The 22,997-nt window shown below is 70.5% G+C and carries 18 protein-coding genes, 1 tRNA gene and 1 riboswitch; of the genes, 6 read left to right on the top strand and 13 right to left on the bottom strand.

The genetic code is table 11. The features are described 5' to 3' along the window. Positions 1-4 precede the first annotated feature (4 nt). Together ELI80_RS00575 and ELI80_RS00570 are read left to right on the top strand one after the other, a co-directional pair. The gene (locus tag ELI80_RS00575) at positions 5-4,849 is read left to right on the top strand and encodes a translocation/assembly module TamB domain-containing protein (protein ID WP_136648730.1); all 4,845 of its coding nucleotides are present in this window, start codon (positions 5-7) and stop codon (positions 4,847-4,849) included. 23 nt (positions 4,850-4,872) lie between these two features. After that, positions 4,873-5,922, top strand: coding sequence for a histone deacetylase family protein (locus tag ELI80_RS00570; RefSeq protein WP_136648729.1), 1,050 nt, complete (start codon positions 4,873-4,875; stop codon positions 5,920-5,922). A gap of 57 nt (positions 5,923-5,979) precedes the next feature. Here the strand turns inward: ELI80_RS00570 and ELI80_RS00565 are convergent. The 9 genes from ELI80_RS00565 to ELI80_RS00525 form a co-directional block, all read right to left on the bottom strand. After that, positions 5,980-6,055: transfer RNA gene (locus ELI80_RS00565), tRNA-Ala, on the bottom strand. A gap of 77 nt (positions 6,056-6,132) precedes the next feature. After that, a complete protein-coding gene (gene trxC, locus ELI80_RS00560) occupies positions 6,133-6,570 on the bottom strand; it encodes a thioredoxin TrxC (RefSeq protein WP_136648728.1) in 438 nt (145 codons plus the stop codon). Positions 6,571-7,087: 517 nt separating this feature from the next. Next, a complete protein-coding gene (gene gcvP / locus ELI80_RS00555) occupies positions 7,088-9,934 on the bottom strand; it encodes an aminomethyl-transferring glycine dehydrogenase (RefSeq protein ID WP_136648727.1) in 2,847 nt (948 codons plus the stop codon). Positions 9,935-10,051: 117 nt separating this feature from the next. Then, complete coding sequence (gene gcvH, locus ELI80_RS00550) at positions 10,052-10,408, bottom strand: glycine cleavage system protein GcvH (protein WP_201740504.1); 357 nt, start codon at positions 10,406-10,408, stop codon at positions 10,052-10,054. 12 nt (positions 10,409-10,420) lie between these two features. Next, positions 10,421-11,542 carry a glycine cleavage system aminomethyltransferase GcvT gene (gene gcvT, locus ELI80_RS00545; RefSeq protein ID WP_136648725.1) on the bottom strand — a complete coding sequence of 374 codons (1,122 nt, stop codon included), beginning with the start codon at positions 11,540-11,542 and terminating at the stop codon, positions 10,421-10,423. 135 nt (positions 11,543-11,677) lie between these two features. After that, positions 11,678-11,766: riboswitch (glycine riboswitch) on the bottom strand. 70 nt (positions 11,767-11,836) lie between these two features. Next, a complete protein-coding gene (locus tag ELI80_RS00540; RefSeq protein ID WP_136648724.1) occupies positions 11,837-12,169 on the bottom strand; it encodes a four-helix bundle copper-binding protein in 333 nt (110 codons plus the stop codon). A gap of 18 nt (positions 12,170-12,187) precedes the next feature. Next, a complete protein-coding gene (locus ELI80_RS00535; RefSeq protein ID WP_136648723.1) occupies positions 12,188-12,493 on the bottom strand; it encodes a plasmid stabilization protein in 306 nt (101 codons plus the stop codon). A gap of 67 nt (positions 12,494-12,560) precedes the next feature. Continuing rightward, positions 12,561-13,343, bottom strand: a complete 783-nt coding sequence (locus ELI80_RS00530) for an SDR family oxidoreductase (protein WP_136648722.1) — start codon at positions 13,341-13,343, stop codon at positions 12,561-12,563. A gap of 126 nt (positions 13,344-13,469) precedes the next feature. Continuing rightward, positions 13,470-13,769, bottom strand: coding sequence for a hypothetical protein (locus ELI80_RS00525; protein ID WP_136648721.1), 300 nt, complete (start codon positions 13,767-13,769; stop codon positions 13,470-13,472). 102 nt (positions 13,770-13,871) lie between these two features. Between ELI80_RS00525 and ELI80_RS00520 the strand changes: the two genes are divergently transcribed. Next, the gene (locus tag ELI80_RS00520; protein WP_236641253.1) at positions 13,872-14,753 is read left to right on the top strand and encodes a LysR substrate-binding domain-containing protein; all 882 of its coding nucleotides are present in this window, start codon (positions 13,872-13,874) and stop codon (positions 14,751-14,753) included. A 15-nt stretch (positions 14,754-14,768) separates the two neighbouring features. Here ELI80_RS00520 and ELI80_RS00515 read toward each other — a convergent pair whose 3' ends face one another. Next, on the bottom strand, positions 14,769-15,551 hold the full coding sequence (locus ELI80_RS00515) for a 3-hydroxybutyrate dehydrogenase (protein ID WP_136648720.1): 783 nt from the start codon (positions 15,549-15,551) through the stop codon (positions 14,769-14,771). A gap of 150 nt (positions 15,552-15,701) precedes the next feature. Between ELI80_RS00515 and ELI80_RS00510 the strand changes: the two genes are divergently transcribed. From ELI80_RS00510 to ELI80_RS00500, 3 genes are all read left to right on the top strand, one after another. Beyond that, the gene (locus ELI80_RS00510; RefSeq protein ID WP_136648719.1) at positions 15,702-16,274 is read left to right on the top strand and encodes a DUF1440 domain-containing protein; all 573 of its coding nucleotides are present in this window, start codon (positions 15,702-15,704) and stop codon (positions 16,272-16,274) included. A gap of 297 nt (positions 16,275-16,571) precedes the next feature. Beyond that, the gene (locus ELI80_RS00505; protein WP_136648718.1) at positions 16,572-18,449 is read left to right on the top strand and encodes an extracellular solute-binding protein; all 1,878 of its coding nucleotides are present in this window, start codon (positions 16,572-16,574) and stop codon (positions 18,447-18,449) included. Positions 18,450-18,527: 78 nt separating this feature from the next. Further along, positions 18,528-18,881 (top strand): hypothetical protein, encoded by a 354-nt coding sequence (locus ELI80_RS00500; RefSeq protein ID WP_136648717.1) that lies wholly within the window; start codon positions 18,528-18,530, stop codon positions 18,879-18,881. Between the two features lie 286 nt (positions 18,882-19,167). Here the strand turns inward: ELI80_RS00500 and glyS are convergent, their stop codons facing one another. Genes glyS through ELI80_RS00485 form a run of 3 tightly spaced genes read right to left on the bottom strand, consistent with a single transcriptional unit; the run spans position 19,168 to position 22,957 of the window. Next, positions 19,168-21,456, bottom strand: a complete 2,289-nt coding sequence (glyS, locus tag ELI80_RS00495; RefSeq protein ID WP_201740503.1) for a glycine--tRNA ligase subunit beta — start codon at positions 21,454-21,456, stop codon at positions 19,168-19,170. Continuing rightward, positions 21,453-21,932, bottom strand: a complete 480-nt coding sequence (locus tag ELI80_RS00490) for a DUF6446 family protein (RefSeq protein WP_136648715.1) — start codon at positions 21,930-21,932, stop codon at positions 21,453-21,455. Before ELI80_RS00490 ends, glyS begins: the two co-directional genes overlap by 4 nt. Next, positions 21,929-22,957: a glycine--tRNA ligase subunit alpha gene (locus ELI80_RS00485; RefSeq protein ID WP_236641252.1), complete on the bottom strand. Its 1,029-nt coding sequence runs from the start codon at positions 22,955-22,957 to the stop codon at positions 21,929-21,931. Before ELI80_RS00485 ends, ELI80_RS00490 begins: the two co-directional genes overlap by 4 nt. Positions 22,958-22,997 lie beyond the last annotated feature (40 nt).

The following is a 22,997-nucleotide window of genomic DNA, read 5'->3' as shown; positions in this document are numbered from 1 at the left end:
TCCGATGAAACGCATCCTTCTGGCGCTGTGGCTGACCCTTCTTCCCGCCCTTGCGCTGGCGCAGGAAACGCCCGCGCCCCCCGCCCAGCCGGGCGCGGAAGCCACGCAGGACATCGCCGGCGCGGCCGCCGAGATCTCGGCCGAGGTCGAGGACGACCGCGGCTTCCTCACGCGCTTTCTGGAACGCAACCTGTCGAGCGCCGGCCGCAGCGTGGTGATCGAGGGCTTCCAGGGCGCGCTGTCGTCCCGCGCGACCTTCACCCGGCTCGCGATCTCGGACCCCGAGGGCACGTGGCTGGAGATCCGCAACGGCGCGATCCAGTGGAACCGCTCGGCCCTGTTCGGTCGCCGCATCGAGATCCAGGAACTGTCGGCCGAGGAAATCCTGCTGCCGCGCCTGCCCGCGGGCGAAAGCCGGACCGCGACGCCGGAAATCAGCGACTTCCAGCTGCCGACCCTGCCGGTGGCCGTGAACATCGCCAACATCGCGGCCGCCCGGGTCCAGATCGGCGAGCCGGTGATCGGCGAGGCGGCGGTCGTGTCCGTCAACGGCTCGATGCAGCTTGGCGGCGGCGAGGGCCAGTCGAAGCTGGCGATCGAGCGGGTAGACGGCAAGCGCGGGACGTTCGCGCTGGACGCCGCGTTCTCGAACGAGACCCGCAACCTGAAGCTGGACCTGACGCTGGACGAAGCCGAGGGCGGGCTGTTCGCCAACCTCGTCAAGCTGCACGACCGCCCCGCCGTCCAGGCCGAGATCCACGGCGAAGGGCCGCTGTCGGATTTTGCCGCCGACATCCGCCTTGCGACCGCGGGACAGCCCCGCGTCACCGGCCGCGTGTCCGCCACCGCCGCGCAGGGGCCCGACGGGACGCCCGGCACCGGTTTCCGGCTGGAACTGACCGGCGACGTCGCAAGCCTGCTGCCGCCCGAGAACCGGCCCTTCTTCGGGGCGCAGTCGCAGCTTCTGGCCGAGGGCTGGCGAGGGCAGAACGGCCGCATCTCGCTGCCCGTCCTCCTGGTCCGGACCGAGGCGCTGAGCCTGACCGGCTCGCTCACCACCAACGAGACCGGCGCGCCGCAATCGGTCGTGCTGCTGCTCTCGCTGGGCGAGGATGCGGGCGCCACGCAGCTGCCCGTGCGGCTGCCGATCGGCGGCGCGGCCACGACGGTGCAGTCGGGCAATCTCCAGATCTCCTACGACGCGGCGACCGGGGACGCATGGACGGCCGCCGGGCGGCTGGGCGATCTCGTCTGGAACGGCAACCGCCTGGGCGAGGTGACGCTGGACGGGAACGGCACGGTCCCCACCGCCGACGGCAAGGTCCAGCAGGTGCTGGGCGACCTGTCCCTTGCCGCGGCCGGGGTCGCGCTTCAGGACGCGGGGCTGCGCGACGCCATCGGGTCCGAGGTGACGCTGAGGACCGGGTTCAACCTGACGCCCGGCAACGCGCTGCGGCTGACCGGGCTTTCGCTCGACGGGCAGGATTACGGGCTGTCGGGCACGCTCGACGTGAACGGCCTGAGCACCGGCATCACCGTCACCGGCGACGTGGACGCTGCCTACGAGGACCTGTCGCGCCTGTCGACGCTGGCCGGCCGCGACCTGACGGGCCGGGCGGACGCAAAGCTCACGGGGCTCTACACCGTGCTGACGCGCGGGTTCGACATCGACGCGCGGATCGAAGGCAACGACCTTTCGGTCGAACAGGAACAGCTTGACCGCCTGCTCGGCGGCGCATCGGTGATCGAGGTCAGCGCCAGCCGCGGGCCCGAGGGGATCGAGATCCGCAATCTCGCGGTCAACGCACAGCGCCTGACCGCGACGGCACAGGGCACCCTGTCGAGCGAGGCGAGCGACCTGCGCGCGAACCTGAACCTCGCGAGCCTCACGGACGCCGACCCGGAACTCGCCGGCAGCCTGTCGGCCGAAGCGGTGGTCAGCGGCGGCCAGGGCATGCGGCGGCTGGCGCTGAACGGCGAGGCGACGGACCTGATCCTCGGCATCGCCGAGCTGGACCGCACGCTTGCCGGGCGCACGAACTTCAACCTGATCGCGCAGGAGGCCGACGGATCGTTCCGGGTCGAGCAGCTTCGCCTCGCCAACCCGCAGCTGACGGTCGACGGACAGGGCAACTTCGTCCCCGGTCAGCTCGATGCGCGGTTCGACCTGTCGGTGCCGGACCTCGCCGTGCTGGGACGCGGCCTGTCGGGCGCGCTCCGGGCGCAGGCGACCGCCTCGGAAAGCGGCGGGACGCAGCAGTTCAGCGTGACCGGCACCGGAACCGAGCTGCGGCTGGGGCAGGAAGACGTGGACGGCGCGCTGACCGGGACGACCCGCTTCGACCTGCAGGCCACCCGGCGGGACGGCGTGGTGACGATCCAGTCGCTCGACATCGCCAACCAGCAGCTGAACGCGAGCGCCACGGGCACCATCGGCGCGAACGCCACCGACATCGACGGCAGCATCGACATCAGGTCGCTGGCGTCGTTCGGGCGCGGCTGGCGCGGGGCGCTGTCGCTGGAAGGATCGCTCAGCGACGACGGCACCGGCGTCCGCCGCTTCGACGTGACCGGCACCGGGCAGGATCTCGCGCTGGGCGCGAGTCAGGTCGACGGCGCCCTGACCGGCACCACGACGCTGGCCCTGCGCGGCACGCAGTCGGGCAGCAGCTTCACCATCGAACAGGGCGAACTGGTCAACGCGCAGACGACCATCCGCGCCGAAGGGACGTTCGCGCCGCAGGGCACCGACCTGACCGCCGACATCGACTTCGGCAACCTCGCCTCGCTCGGGCTGGGGTGGAGCGGGTCGCTGAACGCGGATGCGAGCCTCGTCGACGACGGCACCGGCGCGCGCCGGCTGACGGTGGACGGGGTGGCCAGCAACCTGTCGCTCGGCCAGGCAGAGGTCGACGCGGCCCTTGCCGGCGAGACGCGGCTGACCGTGAACGCGCTGGAACGCGGCGGCGTCTTCACCATCGAGAACGCGACCATCGCCAACCCGCGTCTGTCGGCCGACGCGCGGGGAACGGTCGGCGGCGGCAACACCGACCTGACGGTCAATCTGGACGCCGACGACCTGCGCTTCCTCGGCCGCGGGATCGGGGGCGGGGTCGCCGCCACCGCGCAGCTGACCGACGACGGCAGCGGCACCCGGCGGATCAGCGCGCAGGGCACCGCGACGGGTCTGTCGATCGGCAACGCGCAGGTGGACCCGCTGCTGGCGGGGCAGACCACCTTTGACCTTGCCGCCACGCAGTCGCCGGCCGGCATCGCGATCGAGCGGCTGGTCGCGCGCAACGGCCAGCTGCAGGTGACGACCAGCGGCAACCCGCGGGACGGGCTGGACGTGGATGCGAGCCTGTCGAACCTCGCGCTGCTCGTGCCGGGCATCCCCGGCCCCGCGACCGCGACCGGCACCGTGCGGCAGGAACCCGGCGGCATCATCCTCGACGTGGCCGCCACCGCGCCCGGCGGCACCCGCGCGCAGATCGCGGGGCGCGTCGCCACCGACGGCGGCGACAGCGACCTGCGGATCAGCGGCGTCAGCGACGCGGCCATCGCCAACCCCTTCCTGCGCGTGCGTTCCGTCGAAGGCCCGGTGTCGTTCGACCTGCGCCTGGCCGGGCCGCCCGCGCTGGAATCGCTGACCGGCACGGTCAACCTGAACGGCGCGCGGCTGTCGGACCCGAACCTCGGCCTGTCGATCGACCCGCTGCAGGCCACGGCGAACCTGCAGAACGGGCTCGTGAACCTGGACGTGCGGGGCACGGCCGGCGCGGGCGGCACGCTGCGCGTCACCGGCCCGGTGGACCTGCGCGGCGGCTCGCCGGAGCTGAACCTGCAGGCCGAGCTGAACAGCGTCGTCCTGCGCAACCCCGACCTTTACCAGACGACGGCGGACGGCACCGTGTCGATCACCGGCCGGGCGGCGGAAGGGCCGCTGATCTCGGGCCGCATCCTGCTGGAGCAGACGGAGTTCCGGATCCCGACCTCGGGTCTGGGCGGCGCCCGCGCGATTCCCGACATCACGCATCTGGGCGAACCGCCGGCGGTGCGCGCGACCCGCGCCCGCGCGGGCCTGCTGCCCTTCCCCAGCGCCGACAGCCGCCTTGCCGGGCTGGCCGGGCCGCCCGCCACCCCGCCCGCGGTCGCGGCGCGGCTGGACCTCGTGATCGACGCCCCAAACCAGGTGTTCGTGCGCGGCCGCGGCATCGACGCCGAGCTGGGCGGCCAGATCCGCCTGACCGGCACCGCGCGCAACATCATCCCGATCGGCCAGCTGGAACTGATCCGGGGCCGCGTCGACCTGCTGGGCCGCCGCTTCACGATGACCGAGGGGCTGATCGAACTTCAGGGCAGCCTCGTCCCGGTCATCCGGCTGGTCGCGGAAACCCAGCGCGACAACATCACCACCCGCATCATCATCGACGGCGAGATCCGCGACCCCGACATCACCTTCGAATCGAACCCCCAGCTGCCCGAGGAAGAGGTCCTGTCGCAACTGCTGTTCGGCCGCGGGCTGGACAGCATCAGCGCGCTGCAGGCCGCGCAGCTGGCCAACGCCATCGCCGTGCTGGCCGGAAGGGGAAGCGAGGGGATCGTGTCGAACCTGCGCGATTCGGTGGGGCTCGACGACCTCGACCTGACCACCGACGAGGAAGGCGACATCTCGGTCCGCGCGGGCAAGTACCTGTCGGACAACCTCTACACCGACGTGCAGGTCGAAGCGGACGGCACGTCGAAGATCAACCTGAACCTCGACGTGTCGCAGGAACTCACGGCGCGGGGATCGGTCGGCAGCGACGGCGACAGCACCGTGGGGCTGTTCTACGAACGCGATTACTGACCGGGCCGGCAAAGGGACATCCGATGGCGCGCGCATTCCACCACCCCGACCAGGCCCTGCACGACCCGCAGCAGTACATGCGCTTCGGCCGCGTCGTGCCGCCCAAGGACCTGCCGGAACGGACCGAGCGCCTGCTCGCCGCCGTCCGCGGCCGCGGCATCGGGGTGTCGGCGCCCGAACCCTGCGGGCTGGACCCGATCCACGCGGTCCACGCGCCGCACTTCGTCGCGTTCCTGCAATCGGCCTGGGACGAATGGCAGGCCCTGCCCGCCGAGCGCGGCCCCGAGGCATGGCCCTCGACCTTCCCCTACTGGAGCGGCCGCCCCGACGAGGACGCCCGCCCGCCCTGCCCGTCCACCGGGTTCCTGGGCAGGCTGGGCTGGTACCTGGGCGACCTGTCGGTCCCGGTCGGCCCGAACTGCTGGACCTCGACCCTCCGCTCGGCCGAGACGGCGGTCGCGGGGGCTGACGCGCTGATCCGGGGCGAGCGGCTGGCCTATGCGCTTTGCCGCCCGTCGGGCCACCACGCCCGGGCCGATCGCGCGTCGGGCTTCTGCTATCTCAACAACAGCGCCATCGCCGCGCAGCGGATCGCGGCAACGGGCGCGCGGGTGGCGATCCTCGACGTGGACGCCCACCACGGCGACGGCACGCAGCAGATCTTCTATCGCCGCGGCGACGTTCTGACGGTCTCGATTCACGCGGATCCGGACAGCTACTATCCGTTCTACACCGGCTACGCGCATGAAACCGGCCACGGTCCGGGCACGGGCGCGAACCTGAACCTGCCCCTGCCCCACGGCAGCGGGATCGAGGCGATGGAACGGGCGCTGGACATCGCCCTGGCCCGCATCCGCGATTTCGGCGCCGAGGTGCTGGTGGTGGCGCTCGGCTTCGACGCCCACGAGGAAGACCCCATCGGCGTGCTGAAGCTGACCTCGGCCGACTTCGCCCGCGTCGGCGCCGCCATCGCGGCGATCGGCCTGCCGACGCTGGCAGTGCAGGAGGGCGGCTACGCGGTCGACGCAATCGGCAGCAGCCTGGATGCGTTCCTGCAGGGCATGGGCGCCTGACGAACCGCGCGGCAGGGCGCCGCCCGCGCAGCCATGTCCGTCATTTCGGAAGGGAAGTGGTGGAGCCGAGGGGAATCGAACCCCTGACCTCATCATTGCGAACGATGCGCTCTACCAACTGAGCTACGGCCCCACTGGCGGCGGTTTTCCATCGGCGCGCGGGTATTGTCAAGCGCCGGCGGCGCGCGGCGCGATCGGACGCGATGCGCCTCAGGAAACAGCCTGCCGCACCCAGTCCGCGAGCTGCGCGGCGGGGCGGGCTCCGGCTAACCGGGCGACCTCGCGGCCGTTCCGGAACACCACGAATGCCGGGATGCCGCGGATGTTCCAGCGCGCGGACGCCTCGGGCGAGCGTTCGGTGTCGATCTTGGCAAGCCGCGCCTCGCCCTGCAGCAGCGCGGCCGCCTTTTCGAACTCGGGCGCCATCGCGCGGCAGGGCCCGCACCACGGCGCCCAGAAGTCCACCAGCAGCGGCAGCTGGTCGGTGGTGCTGGCCTTGCGAAGCGTGGAAAGGTCAACCTCGACGGGCTTCAAAGGCAAGAGGGCGGCGCCACAGGTGCCGCACTTGGGCCGCTGCGCCAGCCGGTCGGCGGGAACCCGGTTGGCCTGCGCGCAGGCGAGGCAGGTGATGACGCTCGTCTCAGCCATGTCGGACCCGCCGGGCCGCCTTCTCGGTCAGAAGATCCCGGTCACGTAAAGAAGGATGATGACGACGATCGGCACGCCCAGAAACCAAGCGACAAGGCCCTTCATGACGGAAACTCCTGCATTTTCTTTCCTCACGCCGAACGCGCGGCCGGGGCCGGGGTTCCGCTGCTCGCAGGCGACGCCATGATTGTCGCGACCGAGCCTGGGCCACGGCCGGGGTCGCCATTGCACAGAGGGGCGCCGCCTCACGGTGCGGTGTGATCCCGGACAGGAAGCGCATCGACAAGGAAGATGGGCTGCGCCGCCGGGCCAGCCACCCGGGCCGGTAGCGGTATTATCGCAGCGCCTACGGTTGCCATGGCAACCGCTCGCGTCGAGCCCGCGGGTGTGCGCCGCCGCCGTTTCCGGCAGCGGCGCGGGCGCGGCCAGGGAAGCCGCGAGAACTGATCTGTTGACCCGAGACCTCGTTAACGATCCCTAACAGAAGGTTAACGCGGCACGCGGCGCTGGTGAAGCCCTATTCGGCGGCTTCCGCGTAGGCTTCGACCGGCGGGCAGGTGCAGATCAGGTTGCGGTCGCCGTGGACGTTGTCCACTCGGCCCACCGGCGGCCAGTACTTGTCCACCCGGAACGACCCCGGCGGGAAGCAGCCCTGCTCGCGCGAATAGCTGCGGTCCCAGTCGGCGACCAGATCCTCGACCGTGTGAGGCGCGTGGCGCAGCGGGCTTTCCCCGGCCGTGATGCGACCCTCGGCCACGTCGCCGATCTCGGCCCGGATCGACAGCATCGCGGTGATGAAGCGGTCGAGCTCGGCCTTGGTTTCCGACTCCGTCGGCTCCACCATCAGCGTGCCGGCGACCGGCCAGCTCATCGTGGGGGCGTGGAAGCCGTTGTCGATCAGGCGCTTGGCGATGTCGTCCACGGTCACGCCGTGTTCCGCGAAGACGCGGGTGTCCACGATGCATTCATGCGCGACCCGGCCGCGGTTTCCCATGAACAGGATCGGATAGGCGCCGGCCAGCCTGCTCGCGATGTAGTTCGCGTTCAGGATCGCGACGCGGGTCGCCTGCGTCAGCCCCTCGCCGCCCATCATGCGGATATAGGCCCACGAGATCAGCAGGATCGAGGCCGACCCCCACGGCGCCGCGCTGACCGCGCCGCCGACGAAGCCCTGCCCGGTCCGCGGGTCCGCTGGCAGGTGCGGCGCAAGATGCGCCTTGACCCCGATCGGCCCCATGCCCGGTCCGCCGCCGCCATGCGGGATGGCGAAGGTCTTGTGCAGGTTCAGGTGGCTCACGTCGCCGCCGATCTCGCCCGGCTTCACGAGGCCGACCAGCGCGTTCATGTTCGCGCCGTCGATATAGACCTGCCCGCCATGTTCGTGGGTGATGCGGCAGACGTCGCGGACGGTATCCTCGAAGACGCCATGGGTGGACGGATAGGTGATCATCACCGCCGCCAGCCTGTCCCCCGCCTTCGCCGCCTTGTCGGTGAAATCCTCGAGGTCGATGTCGCCGTTCGGGGCCGACTTCACGACCACGACCTTCATCCCGCACATCTGCGCGCTTGCCGGGTTGGTCCCGTGCGCCGACACCGGGATCAGGCAGACGTCGCGGTCCTCGCCGCGCGACTTGTGATAGGCGGCGATGGTCAGGAGGCCGGCATATTCGCCCTGCGCGCCGCTGTTGGGCTGCAGCGAAAAGGCGTCGTAGCCGGTGATCTCGCACAGGCGCGCGGTCAGGTCGTCGAAGACGTGGTGATAGCCCGCGGCCTGGTTTTCCGGCGCGAAGGGGTGCAGCGCGCCGAACTCGGGCCAGGTGATCGGCATCATCTCGGCCGCGGCGTTCAGCTTCATCGTGCAGGACCCCAGCGGGATCATCGCGCGGTCGAGCGCGAGGTCGCGGTCCGACAGCCGGCGCATGTAGCGCATCATCTCGGATTCGGCCCGGTTCATGTGGAACACCGGGTGGGTCAGGTAGTCGCTGCCGCGCAGCAGGTCGTCGGGTATCGCGGGCAGGGTCGCGGGCGTGACCGGGTCCGAGATCCCGAACGCGTCGAGCACCCGCGCGATCACCCCGGCGTCGGTCGTCTCGTCCACGCTGATGCCCACGCGGTCGCGGCCCACGCGGCGCAGGTTGATGCCACGGTGGCGGGCGGCGGCCATGATGCCCTGCTGGCCCACCCCCACGCGGACGGTCACGGTGTCGAAGAACGCGTCGGGCTGGACGTCCGCCCCCGCCTCGCGCAGCGCCGCGGCAAGGGTGGCCGCGTGCAGGTGCACCCGCTGAGCGATCGCGCGCAGGCCCATCGGCCCGTGGAAGACGGCATAGAACGACGCCATCACCGCCAGCAGCGCCTGCGCGGTGCAGACGTTCGAGGTCGCCTTCTCGCGCCGGATATGCTGCTCGCGCGTCTGCAGCGACAGCCGGTAGGCCTGCCGTCCGGCGGCGTCGATGCTGACGCCGACGATCCGGCCGGGCATGGACCGCTTGAGGTCGTCGCGGCAGGACATGAAGCCCGCATGCGGCCCGCCATAGCCCATCGGCACGCCGAACCGCTGCGCGGAGCCCACGCAGATGTCGGCCCCCATCGCGCCGGGTTCCTTGAGCAGGCACAGCGCCAGCAGGTCGGTCGCGACGACGGCGACGCCGCCCGCCGCGTGCAGCGCCTCGCACTCGGCCGACAGGTCGCGGACATGGCCGAAGGTGCCGGGATACTGGAAGATCGCGCCGAAGACGCTGGCCGGGTCGCACTCACCGGCCGCACCCCTGACGATCTCGATCCCCAGCGGCGCGGCGCGGGTCTCGATCACGGCGATGGTCTGCGGGTGCAGGTCGTCGCTGACGAAGAACGCGCGCGCTTTGGATTTCGCCGACCGCTGCGCCATCGCCATCGCCTCGGCGGCGGCTGTCGCCTCGTCCAGAAGGCTCGCGTTCGCGACCGGCAGCCCGGTCAGGTCCGCGACCATGGTCTGGAAGTTCAGCAGCGCCTCGAGCCGCCCCTGCGCGATCTCGGGCTGGTAGGGGGTGTAGGCGGTGTACCACGCCGGGTTTTCCAGGATGTTCCGCTGGATCGCGGGCGGCGTCACGGTGCCGTAATAGCCCTGCCCGATCAGGCTGGTCATGACCGTGTTCTGGCTCGCCACGTCACGCATGAGGCTCAGAAGCTCATGCTCCGACAGCGCCGGCCAGTCGAGCGCGCGGTCCTGGCGGATCGAGCCGGGGATGGTCTGCCCGATCAGCTCGTCGAGGCTGTCGCAGCCGACGACCTTCAGCATCTCGGCCATCTCCGACGGGGACGGGCCGATATGGCGGCGGTTGGCGAAGTCGTCGGGGTTGTAGTCGGTGGGGGTCCAGCGGGTCATGGGCTCACTCGCGCGGTTCGATCACCGCGGGCGCGCGTGATTGCCGCGCCCGCCTCGTCTTCTGTCCGAAATATCCCGGGGTCCGGGGCAGCGCCCCGGTCCGGCCGGGCCGATGGATCAGCCGATCAGCTCGTTATACGCGGCCTCGTCCATGAAGCCGTCAAGGCTCACGCCGTCCGCGGGCCTGATGCGGAAGAACCAGGCGGCCATGGGATCGTCGTTGACGCCGCCCGGCGCGTCGGCCAGCGCCGCGTTCACCGCCGTCACCGTCCCCGAAACCGGGGCCACGATGTCGGAGGCGGCCTTGACGGACTCGATCACCACGATCTCCTCGCCCGCCTCGACCTCCCGGCCCTCCTCGGGCAGTTCGACGAACACGACATCGCCCAGCTGCTCGCTGGCGTGGCGGGTGATGCCGACGACGATCTCGTCACCCTCGGCGCGCAGCCATTCGTGGTCTTCGGTGTATTTCAGCATGGGCTGGCCTCAGCGTTTGTAGGTTGGCTTGACGAAGGGGGTGGGCACGACCGTCACGGGGATGCGGCGGCCGCGAAGTTCGGCATGGACGGTGGCGCCGTCGGGGATTTCGGCGGGGATGATCGCCATCGCCATCGGCCCGCCCAGCGAGGGGCCGAACCCGCCCGAGGTGACGGTGCCGATCTCGTTGCCGCCTTCGGCTGCGTCGAACAGCGCCACGCCCTCGCGGATCGGGGCGCGGCCGGTGGGGCGCAGGCCGCGGCGGGTGCGGGTCGCGGCGCCGAGTTCGGGCAGGATCCGGTCCGCGCCCGGAAAACCGCCCTCGCGCGCGCCGCCGGTCCGGCGGACCTTCTGGATCGACCAGCCGAGGCCGGCCTGCGCGGGGGTCACGTCCGCGCTCATGTCGTGGCCGTAAAGCGGCAGCCCGGCTTCCAGCCGCAGGCTGTCGCGGGCGCCAAGGCCGATCGGGGCCACGCCGTCCTGTGCCAGCAGCGCGCGGGCGAGGTCCTCGGCGCGGGCGGCGGGGACCGAGATCTCGAACCCGTCCTCGCCGGTATAGCCAGAGCGGCTGACCCACAGGGTGGTGCCTTCCCAGTCGAGGTCGGCCACGTCCATGAACCGCATGCCGGCCCCGCCGGGAACCAGCGCCGCCAGCGCCGTCTCGGCCCCCGGCCCCTGCAGCGCCAGCAGCGCGCGGTCGGTCACGGGCTCGACGGAAATCCCCAGCGCCTCCAGCTTGCGCAGATGTTCGATGTCCTGGTCGGCGCAGGCGGCGTTCACGACCAGGAACAGGTGGTCGCCGCCCGCGCCCGTCTTGCTGGCGATCATCAGGTCGTCGAGGATCCCGCCCTGCTCGTTCGTGAACAGCCCGTAGCGCTGGCGCCCGGGCGAAAGCCCCTCGATGTCGGCGGGAACCAGCGTCTCCAGCGCCCGCGCCGCGTTCTCGCCGCGCAGGATCACCTGCCCCATGTGGCTCACGTCGAAGAGCCCGGCCGCGGCGCGGGTGTGCAGGTGCTCGTTCAGCACGCCCATCGGGTATTGCACCGGCATGTCCCAGCCGGCAAAGGGCACCATCTTCGCGCCAAGCGAAGCGTGCAGGTCGTGAAGCGGCGTGCGGCGCAGGTCTTCCATCGGCATCCCCCTTGGCAGCGCGGCGCGCTGCGAACCAGATGCCCCCTCTGTCCCTGCCCCGCCTTGCGGCAAGGGGCGCCTGAGATCGTTATCCTTCGGCGGGCGGCCCCGAAAGGCAACCTCTCTTCAGAGTGTCGTGCGGACCCGGTCCTTTTGCCTGAGAGTTTGCCGGGGCGGCTGCTCCTTCGGCCCTGGGAAGCGCCAGCGTCTCCCGGTATCCGGCTTCCCGATAGCCGGGCCGGGGGTTCGCTGGCAAGGGTTTTGTCTCGCCCGGACCCGGCGCGCCGCGCCTTTTCAGGCGGCCATCCGGCGGCATTCCCGGGCGCAGGCGCGGCAGGCGCTGACGCAATCCTCCATCCCGTCCAGCCGCTCGCAGTCGGCCGCGCAGGCCTCGCAGATCTCGGCGCAGGCGCGGCAGCTGTGGCGGTGAAGGTCCGATCCGGTCAGCATGACATGGGCGGCGGCCCGGCACATTTCCGCGCAGGCGGCCATGGTGCGGACATGGTCAGGCGCGACATGGTCGCCGCCCGTCTCGACGCAATGGCCCATCAGCATGGAATGGCAGGTGCGGTAGCAGGTCAGGCAGGCGTCGATGCAGGCCTGCATGTCGTGGCTCTGGTGCTGCATCGGCGTTTCCTCCGGCGCTCAGGCGTTCCCGTTCCTGCGTCGCGTTTCCCAGCCCTTCTTCGCCGCCGCGGACTTTTCCGCGGCGGATCGTCCGGCGCTGGCCTTGCCGCCGCGCGCGCCGCCTATCCTTGCCGATTCGTGGTTGTCGGGCTTGCCGCGGCCCGAGCCCGACCTGTTTCCGCCGCCGTCTTCCTTGTTCACCGTGGCCCAGGCGATCTGCTCGGCGCGCTCCTCGCCCATGCCGCGCTCCTCGTAGCCCTCGGCGATGTGCCGGGCCTTGCGCTTCTGCTTGTCGGTATAGGCATCCTTGTCGCCGCGCGGCATGGCAGACCTCCTCCGGAGCGGTTGCCTGTGTCCAACACGCCGCCCGCGAAGGGGTTCCGGGCTTGCGTCAGATCGACGAGTTCCACGCGCCGCCGTCCAGCAGCACGTTCTGGCCGACGATGAAGCGCGCGTGCTGGGAACACAGGAACGCGCAGGCGGCGCCGAAGTCCTCGGGCAGGCCATAGCAGCCGGCGGGAATGCCGGCCTGGCGGCGGGCGCGCGCCTCGTCGATGCTGATGCCCTGCGCCTTCGAGATGCCGGTATCCAGCGCTACCGCACGGTCGGTCGCGTGCAGCCCCGGCAGCAGGTTGTTGACGCAGACCCCCCTGGCCGCGACCTGCCGCGACATGCCCGCGACGAACCCGGTCAGCCCCGACCGGGCGCTGTTCGACAGCCCCAGCTCGGCGATGGGCGACCGGACCGCGGCGGACGTGATGTTGACGACCCGGCCCCAGCCCCGGTCCATCATGCCGGGCACCAGCGCCTGCATCAGCGCGATCGCGCTCAGCATGTTGCCGTCGAGCGCGCGGATGAAGTCGTCGCGGTTCCAGTCGGTCCAGACGCCGGGCGGCGGGCCGCCCGCGTTGTTGACGAGGATGTCGGCCTGCCCGCCCAGCGCGTCGAGCACCCTGGCGCGGCCGTCCCCTGTGGTGATGTCGGCGGCGACCGGGGTCACGGTCACGCCGTGCCTGTCCGCGATCTCGGTCGCGGTACGCTCCAGCGTCTCGGGCGTGCGGGCGTTGATGACGAGGTCCACCCCTTCGGCCGCCAGCGCCTCGGCGCAGCCGCGCCCCAGACCCTTCGACGAGGCGCAGACGAGCGCCTTCTTGCCCCTGATCCCCAGATCCATGCCGTTCCCCCTTGCGTTGGTGTCAGCGGAAGGGACCTGCCCGTGCGCGCGAAGTCAATGGCAGCGCGGACAGCGCAGAGGTCAGCCCCAGCCGGGACGTCCGGGCCGGGGCCGATGGCGAGGGGCTTACCAGTGATAGCCGCTCAGCGTCGGATCGGGCCGGTCGTTGACCACGAAGGTGCGGCCGCCGTTGACGAAGCGCGCGGCGGGCAGGCCTTCGTCCAGCCCCACGTCGCGGCGCAGATGCGGGGGCAGTTCCCTCAACCGGCGGCGGACCGCGGCCTGCGCCCGGCGGCAGCGGGCACGGGCGCTGCGGTCCGCGTACCAGCGGCGCAGGACGGTGGCGAGACTGTCGGCGCGCGCGCAATCCATGTCGCGAAGGAAGACGGGCGCGGCGCCGGAAAGCTGGACGACGGTCGGTGACATAGCGAAGCTCCTTTCAGGGCAGGCTTGCGGGATGGGTCCACATTGCTACCTTCGGGCCCGCACGACCAATCAACCGCCGGCACGCCGGCATAAGGACGACTTGTGGAAGCGATCCCTCCCCTCGCCGCCATCCGCGTGTTCGAGGCGGTGGCGCGGCACCTGTCCTTCACCGCCGCCGCGGCGGAACTGGGGATGACGCAGGCCGGCGTCAGCTACCAGATCCGCCTGCTGGAGGAACGGCTGGGCGGGGCGCTGTTCCTGCGCCAGCCGCGGGGCGTCGCGCTGACCGAAGCCGGGCACCGCCTTGCCGCGCCCACGCGGGCGGCGTTCGGCCAGCTTCGCACGGCCTGGGCGCAGGCCCCCGCGCAGCAGACGCTGTCGATCACGACGCTGCCGACCTTCGCGACCAACTGGCTGGTCCAGCGGCTGGGGCTGTTCCAGCTGGACAACCCCGAGGTCGCGGTGCGGCTGGACAGCTCGGAACGCGTGGTGGACTTCGCTCGCGAGGATTTCGACGTGGCGATCCGCTACGGCGACGGCAACTGGCCGGGGACCGACGCGCACCACCTGTTCGACATCACGCTGACGCCCATGCTGTCGCCGTCGCTGCTGGGCAAGTGGGGGCCGCTCCGGTCGCCCGCCGACGTCGTCCCGCTGCCGTGGCTTGACCCGATGGACCCGTGCTGGGCCGAATGGCTGGCCGCGGCCGGGATCGACCATCCCCCCTGCCTTCCCCGCCCGGGCCTTTCGCTCGGCAACCAGGTGCACGAGGCGAAGGCCGCGATCGCGGGCGCGGGGGTCGTCCTGCTGACGCCGCGCTTCTTCCGGGCCGAACTCGCCAGCGGCGCGCTGGTCCAGCCCTTCGACATCGAGGCGCGCAACGGCAAGGCCTACTGGCTGGTCTACCCGACGGCCCGCCGCAACCGCCCCGTCATCAGGCGTCTGCGCCGGTTCCTGACCGATCAGGCGGCGGCGGACAACTGAGCCGCCGCAGGGTCGTCAGAGCGCGGTCCAGCCACCGTCCACGCTGATCGTCGTCCCGGTGATCTGGTCGGCCGCGGGCGAGCACAGGAACACCGCCGTGCCGCCGATCTGGTCCACCGTCGCGAACGCGCCCGACGGCTGGCGTTGCAGCATGACCTTCGCGATCACGTCCTCGCGGCTCATGCCGTGGGTCTTCATCTGGTCGGGGATCTGCGCCTCGATGATCGGCGTGAGCACGTAGCCGGGGCAGATGGCGTTGCAGGTGATCGGGTCGGTCGCGGTTTCCAGCGCCGTGACCTTGGACAGCCCGACGACCCCGTGCTTGGCCGCGACATAGGCCGACTTGAAGGGCGAGGCGGTCAGCCCGTGGGCTGAGGCGATGTTGACGACCCTGCCCCAGCCCGCCGCCCGCATCACGGGCAGCGCCGCGGCCGTGGTGTGGAACGCCGAGGACAGGTTGATCGCGATGATCTGGTCCCATTTCTCGGCCGGGAAGTCGGGAATGGGCGCGACGTGCTGGATGCCCGCGTTGTTCACGAGAATGTCGCAGCGCCCCGCCTTCTCGATCAGCGCGCGGCAGTCGGCAGCGCGGGACATGTCGGCCTGGATGTAGCGGGCCGTGACGCCATGCTCGGCGGCAAGCCGTTCGGCCAGCGCGTGATCCTCGGCCGCGTCGGTGAAGCTGTTGATGACCAGGTCCGCGCCCGCCTGCGCCAGCGCGGCGGCGACCCCCAGCCCGATGCCGCTGTTCGATCCGGTGACGACCGCCGTCTTGCCGGCAAGGATCCGTTCAGTCATCTGCCACCCCGCTGCGCGCTTGTCCTGCCCGGACCATAGACGCCGGCGGCCCGGATCCGCCAGTCCCCGCGTCATGGGCGGCGTGCGACCGGAACCGTCCCGCAGCCGCCAAGGTTGGGATGAACGACAAACCGGCGGAGTTTGACGATCATGGCACATCGCGGCAGCGACGATGACGATTACAATGACAATGAGGACGATTTCGGCGGCGCCCTTCTGAAGGGCGCCGTCGGGGCGGTCGCGGCCACGGTCGCGCTGGACCGGCTGGACTGGTACATGTGGAACCATCTCGATCCCGAAACGCGCGAACGGACCCGCAGCGTCAGGCCCGGCAGGCTGGACCCCGGCCATGTGATCGCGCGCAAGATCGCGCGCGCGATGGGGACCGACATCGAACCGAAGGGGCCCGACAATCAGCACCCGGCGGGCGTCGCGGTCCACCTGGCGCTTGGCATGGGACCGGCGCTCGCCTATGCGGCGATGCGGGACCGGGCGCCGGCACTGACCGCGGGCGGCGGCACGCTGTTCGGCCTGGGGCTGTTCCTCGTTCACGACGAAGGGCTGAACACGATCACCGGCGCGGGTGCGAAGCCGCAGGACTATCCGTGGCAGGCCCACGCGCGCGGGCTGATCGCGCACTTGGTCTATGGCCTGGTGCTGGAAGGAACGATGCGGATGATCGACGGCCCGCCTGGCCGCCGCCGCCCCCGCCGTAGGCGCTGAGCCGCGCGATCGGCGCCCTTCGCGCAAGGCCCGCCAGCCAGGCGGGCCTTTTCCGTGCCGGACACGCCTGCCGTCACGGGCCGCGACCAGCGGACAACGGCCAAAAAAAAGACGCCCGCACAAGGCGGGCGTCAAGTCATGAGGCAGGTTTCATACAGGCAAGAAACCTATCGAGCAGTGAGTTCGATATACGCCCTCCGGCCCGTGAGTCCAAGGCTCAAGTTTGCCAGCCCGCCGCCGGTTCGTTACGGTTGTCTGCAAAGAACCGGGACGCACCGGACGGCGAGCGAGCAGGCGATGACGCGAATCTTCAAAATTGCTGACGAATCCGCGATCCTGCGTGTGCTTCGCGTGATGGTTCTCGCCTGTGCGACTGTTGCAGCGATGCCGCTGGCAAGCGTCGCCGAGCCCCGACATGCCATTGCAATGGTTGGAGAACCTGCCCTGCCTGACGGCTTCACCGCGCTGCCTTATGTTAACCCGGACGCGCCGAAGGGCGGGACGATTCGCCTCGCCGAGCCGGGCAGCTTCGATTCGCTGAAGCCGTGGGTGCTCAAGGGAAACGCCGTCTGGGCGGTGGGCAACCTCGTCGCCGAGACGCTGATGTTCCGGTCCATCGACGAGCCGTTCAGCCTGTACGGCCTTCTTGCCGAGAGCGTGGAAACCGACCCCGATCGCACCTGGGTCGAGTTCACGCTGCGCCCGGAGGCGACGTTCTCGGACGGCTCGCCCGTCACGGTCGAGGACGTGATGTGGTCCTACGAGACGCTGGGGACCAGGGGCCACCCCCGCTACGCCGGCACCTGGGGCAAGGTCGGGAAGATGGAGCAGACCGGCCCCCGCAGCGTGCGCTTCACCTTCGACACCCCCGACCGCGAGCTTGCGATGCTGATGGGGATGCGGCCGGTGCTGAAGAAGGCGCAGTGGGAGGGGAAGGATTTTGCTGACTCGTCGCTCGAGCCGCCGATCGGGTCCGGCCCCTACGTCATCGGCCGGGTCGATCCGGGCCGGTCCGTGACCTTCACGCGCGATCCCGACTGGTGGGGGCGCGACCTGCCCGTGAACCGCGGGCTGCACAACCTCGACACGATCCGCTACGACTACTTCGCCGACACCAACGCCATGTTCCAGGCCTTCAAGGCCGGAGAGATCGACGCCTGGCGCGAGCTGGACCCGGCCAAATGGGCCGGCGAATACAACTTCCCGCTGCTGGCCGCGGGGCGCGTGCTGCAGGCCGAGATCCCGCACAAGCGCCCGTCCGGGATCATGGGGCTGGTCATGAACACCCGCAATCCGGTCTTCGCCGACTGGCGGGTGCGGCAGGCGATGATCGAGGCGTTCAACTACCAGTTCATCAATATGACCCTGACCGGCGGCACCGACCCGCGGATCACGAGCTACTTCGCGAACTCGGACCTCGCCATGCGCCCCGGCGCGGCGGGTCCCGATGTCGCGGCGCTGCTGTCCCCCTTTGCGGCGGACCTGCCGCCGGGGGCGATGGACGGCTACGTCCTGCCGCCCGGGGCCGCGCAGGCGCTGGACCGCAAGGGGCTGCGGGCGGCGCTGACGCTGCTGAAGGACGCCGGCTGGACCATCCACGACGACGGCGCGCTGCGGCGCGAGGACGGCACCCCCTTCGCCTTCGACATCGTGCTGAACCAGTCCGGCACCGCCATGCGGTCCGGGTCCGAGGTGCAGCGCATCGTCGATGTCTACACCGAGGCGCTGAAGCACATCGGCATCCGCCCGCGCGTGACGCTGCTGGACAGCGCCCAGTTCATCGAGCGCACCAACCGCTTCGACTTCGGCATGGCCTGGTACGAGCGCGGCCTGTCACTGTCGCCGGGGAACGAGCAGGCGCTCTACTGGGGATCGGCCAGCGCCACGCAGGACGGCAGCAAGAACTGGATGGGCGTGGCTTCGCCCGCCGTCGACGCGATGATCGACCGGATGGTGAACGCGACCTCCGCCGAGGACTACGCCGCCGCCGTCCAGGCGCTGGACCGGCTGCTGACGACGGGGCGCTACGTGATCCCGGTTTCCTACTCGCCGGTCAGCCGGATCGCCTACTCATCGGCCCTGCACTACCCCGAGCGGCTGCCGGTCTACGGCGACTGGCCGGGCTTCATGCCCGACACCTGGTGGTCGGACGCGGGCCGGGCGCCCGCGAACTGACGAAAGCCGGGAACCGGCGCCCCGTTTCATGGTTCGGTGACGACAGCGGCGAGCATCGCCCAAGAAAAGGATCACGCCATGAAATGGTCGCATGTTCAGGAAAACTGGCCCGCCTTCTACGAGGCGATCCTGGAGAAATGGCCCGACGCCGACGAGTCCGACCTGGACGAGATCGACGGCGACCAGCGCGCCTTCGTAGCCTATGTCGCCCGCATCACGGAATCCGAGCCGTCCGAGGCGCGCGACGAGATCCGCGACTGGATCGCGGGCGAGCTGCCGGCCGACGTGGTCATGGACCCGCTCCACGACAACCATTCGATCCGGCTGTCGGCCAAGTACGTGGGCGAAGGCGAGGACGAGCTGTCGGACGACGCCCGCTTCGGTGACGACGACGACTACCCCGACGACGGCGACAACGACGACCGCCGCTAAGCGCCGGCGGGGACGTGCGAGAGGGGCGCCGCGTGGGCGCCCCTTTCATCACTGCCCCCGCGGTTCACTTCTGACCGCTGTCCGTCGCGGCAGGGGCGCTTGGGTTGCCAACAGTACACCGGCTTGTTTGCGGGCGCCCCTCCGCCGGCCCTTCGCTTGCGCTTCGGGCGTTCGGGGCTGCAAACAGTCCAATAAAATGTTTGCGGGCGCCCCTCTTCCGGCCCTTCGCTTGCGCTACGGGCGTTCGGGGCTGCAAACAGTCCACTGGACTGTTTGCGGGCGCCCCTCACCCTTCTATCTTCGTGAGGTCCGCGATCAGCCGCCCGGCCTCGCGGATGCGCGAGAGCAGGTTCAGCCGGTTGCGGCGCACCACCTGGTTGTCGGTGTTGACCTGCACCGCCTCGAAGAACGCGTCGATCGGCCCGCGCAGGGCGGCGATGGCGGACATGGCGGCGGGGAAGTCCTCGGCCTTCATGGCGGCGGCGATCCTTGGCTCGGCCGCGTCGAGGGCGGCGAAGAGCCTGCGCTCCTCGTCCGTCTCGGCGAACTTCGGGTCGGCGCCGAGGGAATACTCGACCCCGTCCTTCTCCTCGGCCTGCGAAAGGATGTTCGCCGCCCGCTTGATCCCCTGCAGGAGGTTCGTCCCGTCCTCGGTTTTCAACATGTCGTTGAGCGCGGTGGCCCGCGCCACGACAAGGGTAAGGTCGTCGCTGCCCGGCATCGCCAGCACCGCGTCGATCACGTCGTGGCGGATGCCCTGCTCGCGCAGGTGGACCTTGAGGCGGTCGTGGAGGAAGGCGAGAAGGTCCGGAGCCTCGGCCTCGGCCGCTTCTGCGAGGCGGATGCGGGCACTTTCGTTTGCAAGCCGTGTCCGATGCAGCCCTCTTGCAAACTGCATCCCATGCCCCAGCTCATCTGCAATTTTTGCTCGTTCCTCGTCGCTCGTTGCAGCACCTTGCAATACTTCCAATTGCGCTTGCCGTTCAGCTAGCTCGTTGAAGCGAGACTGATTTTCTACACGTTCTTGATCAAGGATCGAATACTCCGGCGTATTCTCCATTGCAAACTTGACGAGAGGTTGGAGTGCTAGATTGCACCTATTCTCGAGGATCAGTCTTATTGTTCCAATCGCAGACCGACGGAGAGCGAACGGATCCTTACTTCCCGTCGGCTTCTCGGACAGAAGCCAGAACCAAGCAAGAGTTCCTAGCTTGTCGGCCAGCGCCACCGCCACCGAAATCGGCTCCGACGGCACGCCGTCGCTTTCGCCCCTGGGCCGCCAGTGGTCGCGCGCAGCGTCGGCCACCCGCTCGGGCAGGCCCGCGGCCTGCGCGTAGTAGCGGCCCATCGTGCCCTGCAGTTCCGGGAACTCGCCCACCATGGCCGAGCGCAGGTCCAGCTTCGCGACCCGCGCGGCCTTCTCGGCCATGCCCGCGTCCGCGCCGACATGCGGGGCGATCTCGCGGGCCAGCGCCGCGATCCGCTCCACCCGGTCCCACTGGGTCCCGAGCCGGGCGTGGAACGTCACCGACTTCAGCCCCTCGGCCCACTCGGCCATGCCCGCCTTCGCGACCCGCAGGTCGTTGTCCCAGAAGAACGCCGCGTCCGACAGGCGGGCGGCCAGCACGCGCTGGTTGCCCTTCAGGATCGTCGCGCCGTCGTCGGGGGCCTCGATGTTGGCGACGGTGACGAAGCCCTCGATCCGGCCCGTCGCCGGGTTCCGGGCGGACAGGAACTTCTGGTGTTCCTTCATCGAGGTCTGCAGCACCTCGGGCGGCAGCGACAGGAACCGGTCCTCGATCACCCCCATCAGCGGCACCGGCCATTCGACGAGGCCCGCGATCTCGGCCAGCAGCGCGTCGTCCGGCACGATCTCCCACCCCCGCGCGAAGGCGAGGTTCGCCGCGTCCTGCCGGATCGCCGCCTCGCGTTCGTCGTGGTCCAGCATCACCCGCGCGCGGCGCAGCTTGGCGGCATAGTCGTCAAAGCCCGTCACGCGGAACGCGTCCGGGGCCATGAAGCGGTGGCCGCGGGTGGTGTCGCCCGCCGTGATCCCCTCGACCGTCAGCGGCACGACCTGCGTCCCGCCCTCGTCCGACAGGATCGCGGCGATGGAATGGAGCGGCCGCACCCAGCGCAGGTTCCCCGACCCCCAGCGCATCGACTTCGGCCAGGGGAAATCGCGGATCGCGGCCTCCAGCACCTCGGCCACGATCTCGGGCGCGCGGCGGCCGGGCTTCTCGATGACGGCGAAGAACACCTCGGCCTTCTTGTCGGCGCGGCGTTCAAGCTGGTCCAGCGTCAGGCCGGTGGACCGCAGGAAGCCCTCGATCGCCTTTTCCGGCGCGTCGGTGCGGGGGCCCTTGCGTTCCTCGCGCACCGGCTTCGATTCCGCCGTCAGCCCCTCGATCGCGAGCGCGAGCCGCCGCGGGGTCGAGAACGCGCCGGCCGAGGCGTAGGTCAGCCCCGCCTCGACCAGCCCGCCGGTGATCAGGCGCTTGAGGTCCTCGCGCGCGCGGGCCTGCATCCGGGCGGGGATTTCCTCGCTGAGAAGCTCGATCAGCAGGTCCATCAGTCCATCACTCCGCGTTCCGGGGTCTTGTCGTTGATCTGTTGCCAGCCGAAGGCGCGCCCGTCGGGATAGACCGCGATCACCCGGTCCACGTCGGGGCGGATCTCGGGCTGGACCAGCCGCGCGGTGGCACGCCCGGCGGCGAGGTCGTCGGTCAGTCGGCCGGGGTCGAAGCAGTCGAACCAGTTCGGCGGGTTCAAGGGCGTCGCGCCCGCGAACGGCGCGAGGCGGCCGGCCTCGGCCGGATCGACGGTCATGCAGCCGCGCCACCTGATGGGGGACGAGGTGCCGTCGATCCCCTCGAAGTCGCGCACGGCCAGCGTCATCGGCGCGCCGGACGCATCCACCGCCGCCAGTTCCGTGATCGGGGGCAGCGCGTCGTAGTACAGGTATTCCTGCGTGTACCAGACGCCCGCGCCCGCCGCGATCCCGGACAGGACCAGCACGGATGCCGCCAGCTTCCCGGCGGTGACGCTCACGCCCCGGCCCCCGGGGCGGTCCCGGCTGCCGCGTTGGCACCCGTCGCGGCCTCGGTGGTGACGAACAGGTCGGCGCAGCGCTTCGCCAGCGCCCGGACCCGGCCGATATAGGCCTGCCGTTCGGTGACCGAGATGACGCCGCGCGCGTCCAGCAGGTTGAACAGGTGGCTTGCCTTGATCGCCTGGTCATAGGCCGGGTGCGCCATCGGGATCCGCCGCCCGGCCCCGTCCCGGTCTGGCGCATCGAGGATCCGGGCGCATTCGGCCTCGGCATCCTTGAAGTGCTGGAGCAGCATCGCGGTGTCCGCCGTTTCGAAGTTCCAGCGGCTGTATTCGCGTTCCGTCTGCAGGAAGATGTCGCCGTAGGTCAGCGCGATGGGCGAGCCCGGTGCGTTGAACGGCATGTCCATCACGTGCTCGACGCCCAGCACGTACATGGCCAGCCGCTCCAGCCCGTAGGTCAGCTCGCCCGACACCGGGCGGCAGTCGTGGCCGCCGACCTGCTGGAAGTAGGTGAACTGGCTCACCTCCATCCCGTCGCACCAGACCTCCCAGCCAAGGCCCCACGCGCCGAGCGTCGGGGATTCCCAGTCGTCCTCGACGAAGCGGACGTCGTGGACCATCGGGTCCAGCCCGATCGCCCGCAGGCTGCCCAGATACAGGTCCTGAAGGTTCGGCGGCGAGGGTTTGATGATGACCTGGTACTGGTAGTAGTGCTGGAGCCGGTTCGGGTTCTCGCCGTAGCGCCCGTCGGTCGGGCGGCGCGAGGGCTGGACATAGGCCGCGGCCCACGGGCGGGTGCCCAGGCTGCGGAGCGTGGTGGCCGGGTGGAACGTGCCCGCCCCCACCTCCATGTCATAGGGTTGCAGGATCGCGCAGCCGGTCGCGGCCCAGTAGGTCTGCAGGCGCAGGATCACGTCCTGGAAGCAGGTCGGCCGGTCCGGCGCGGGTCGGGGAACCGCGACGGCCGGGGGCCGGGCCTGCGGGTCGGTCCCGGGTGTGACGTGGGGCTGGGGGCTGGTCATCCCGGCGTCCTTTTGCATAACTGGCGCGATGTCGGGGCCG

The organism is Paracoccus aeridis (assembly GCF_004923205.2).
In the GTDB taxonomy this organism is placed as follows: domain Bacteria; phylum Pseudomonadota; class Alphaproteobacteria; order Rhodobacterales; family Rhodobacteraceae; genus Paracoccus; species Paracoccus aeridis.
This window is presented reverse-complemented; position numbering and strand designations above follow the sequence as displayed.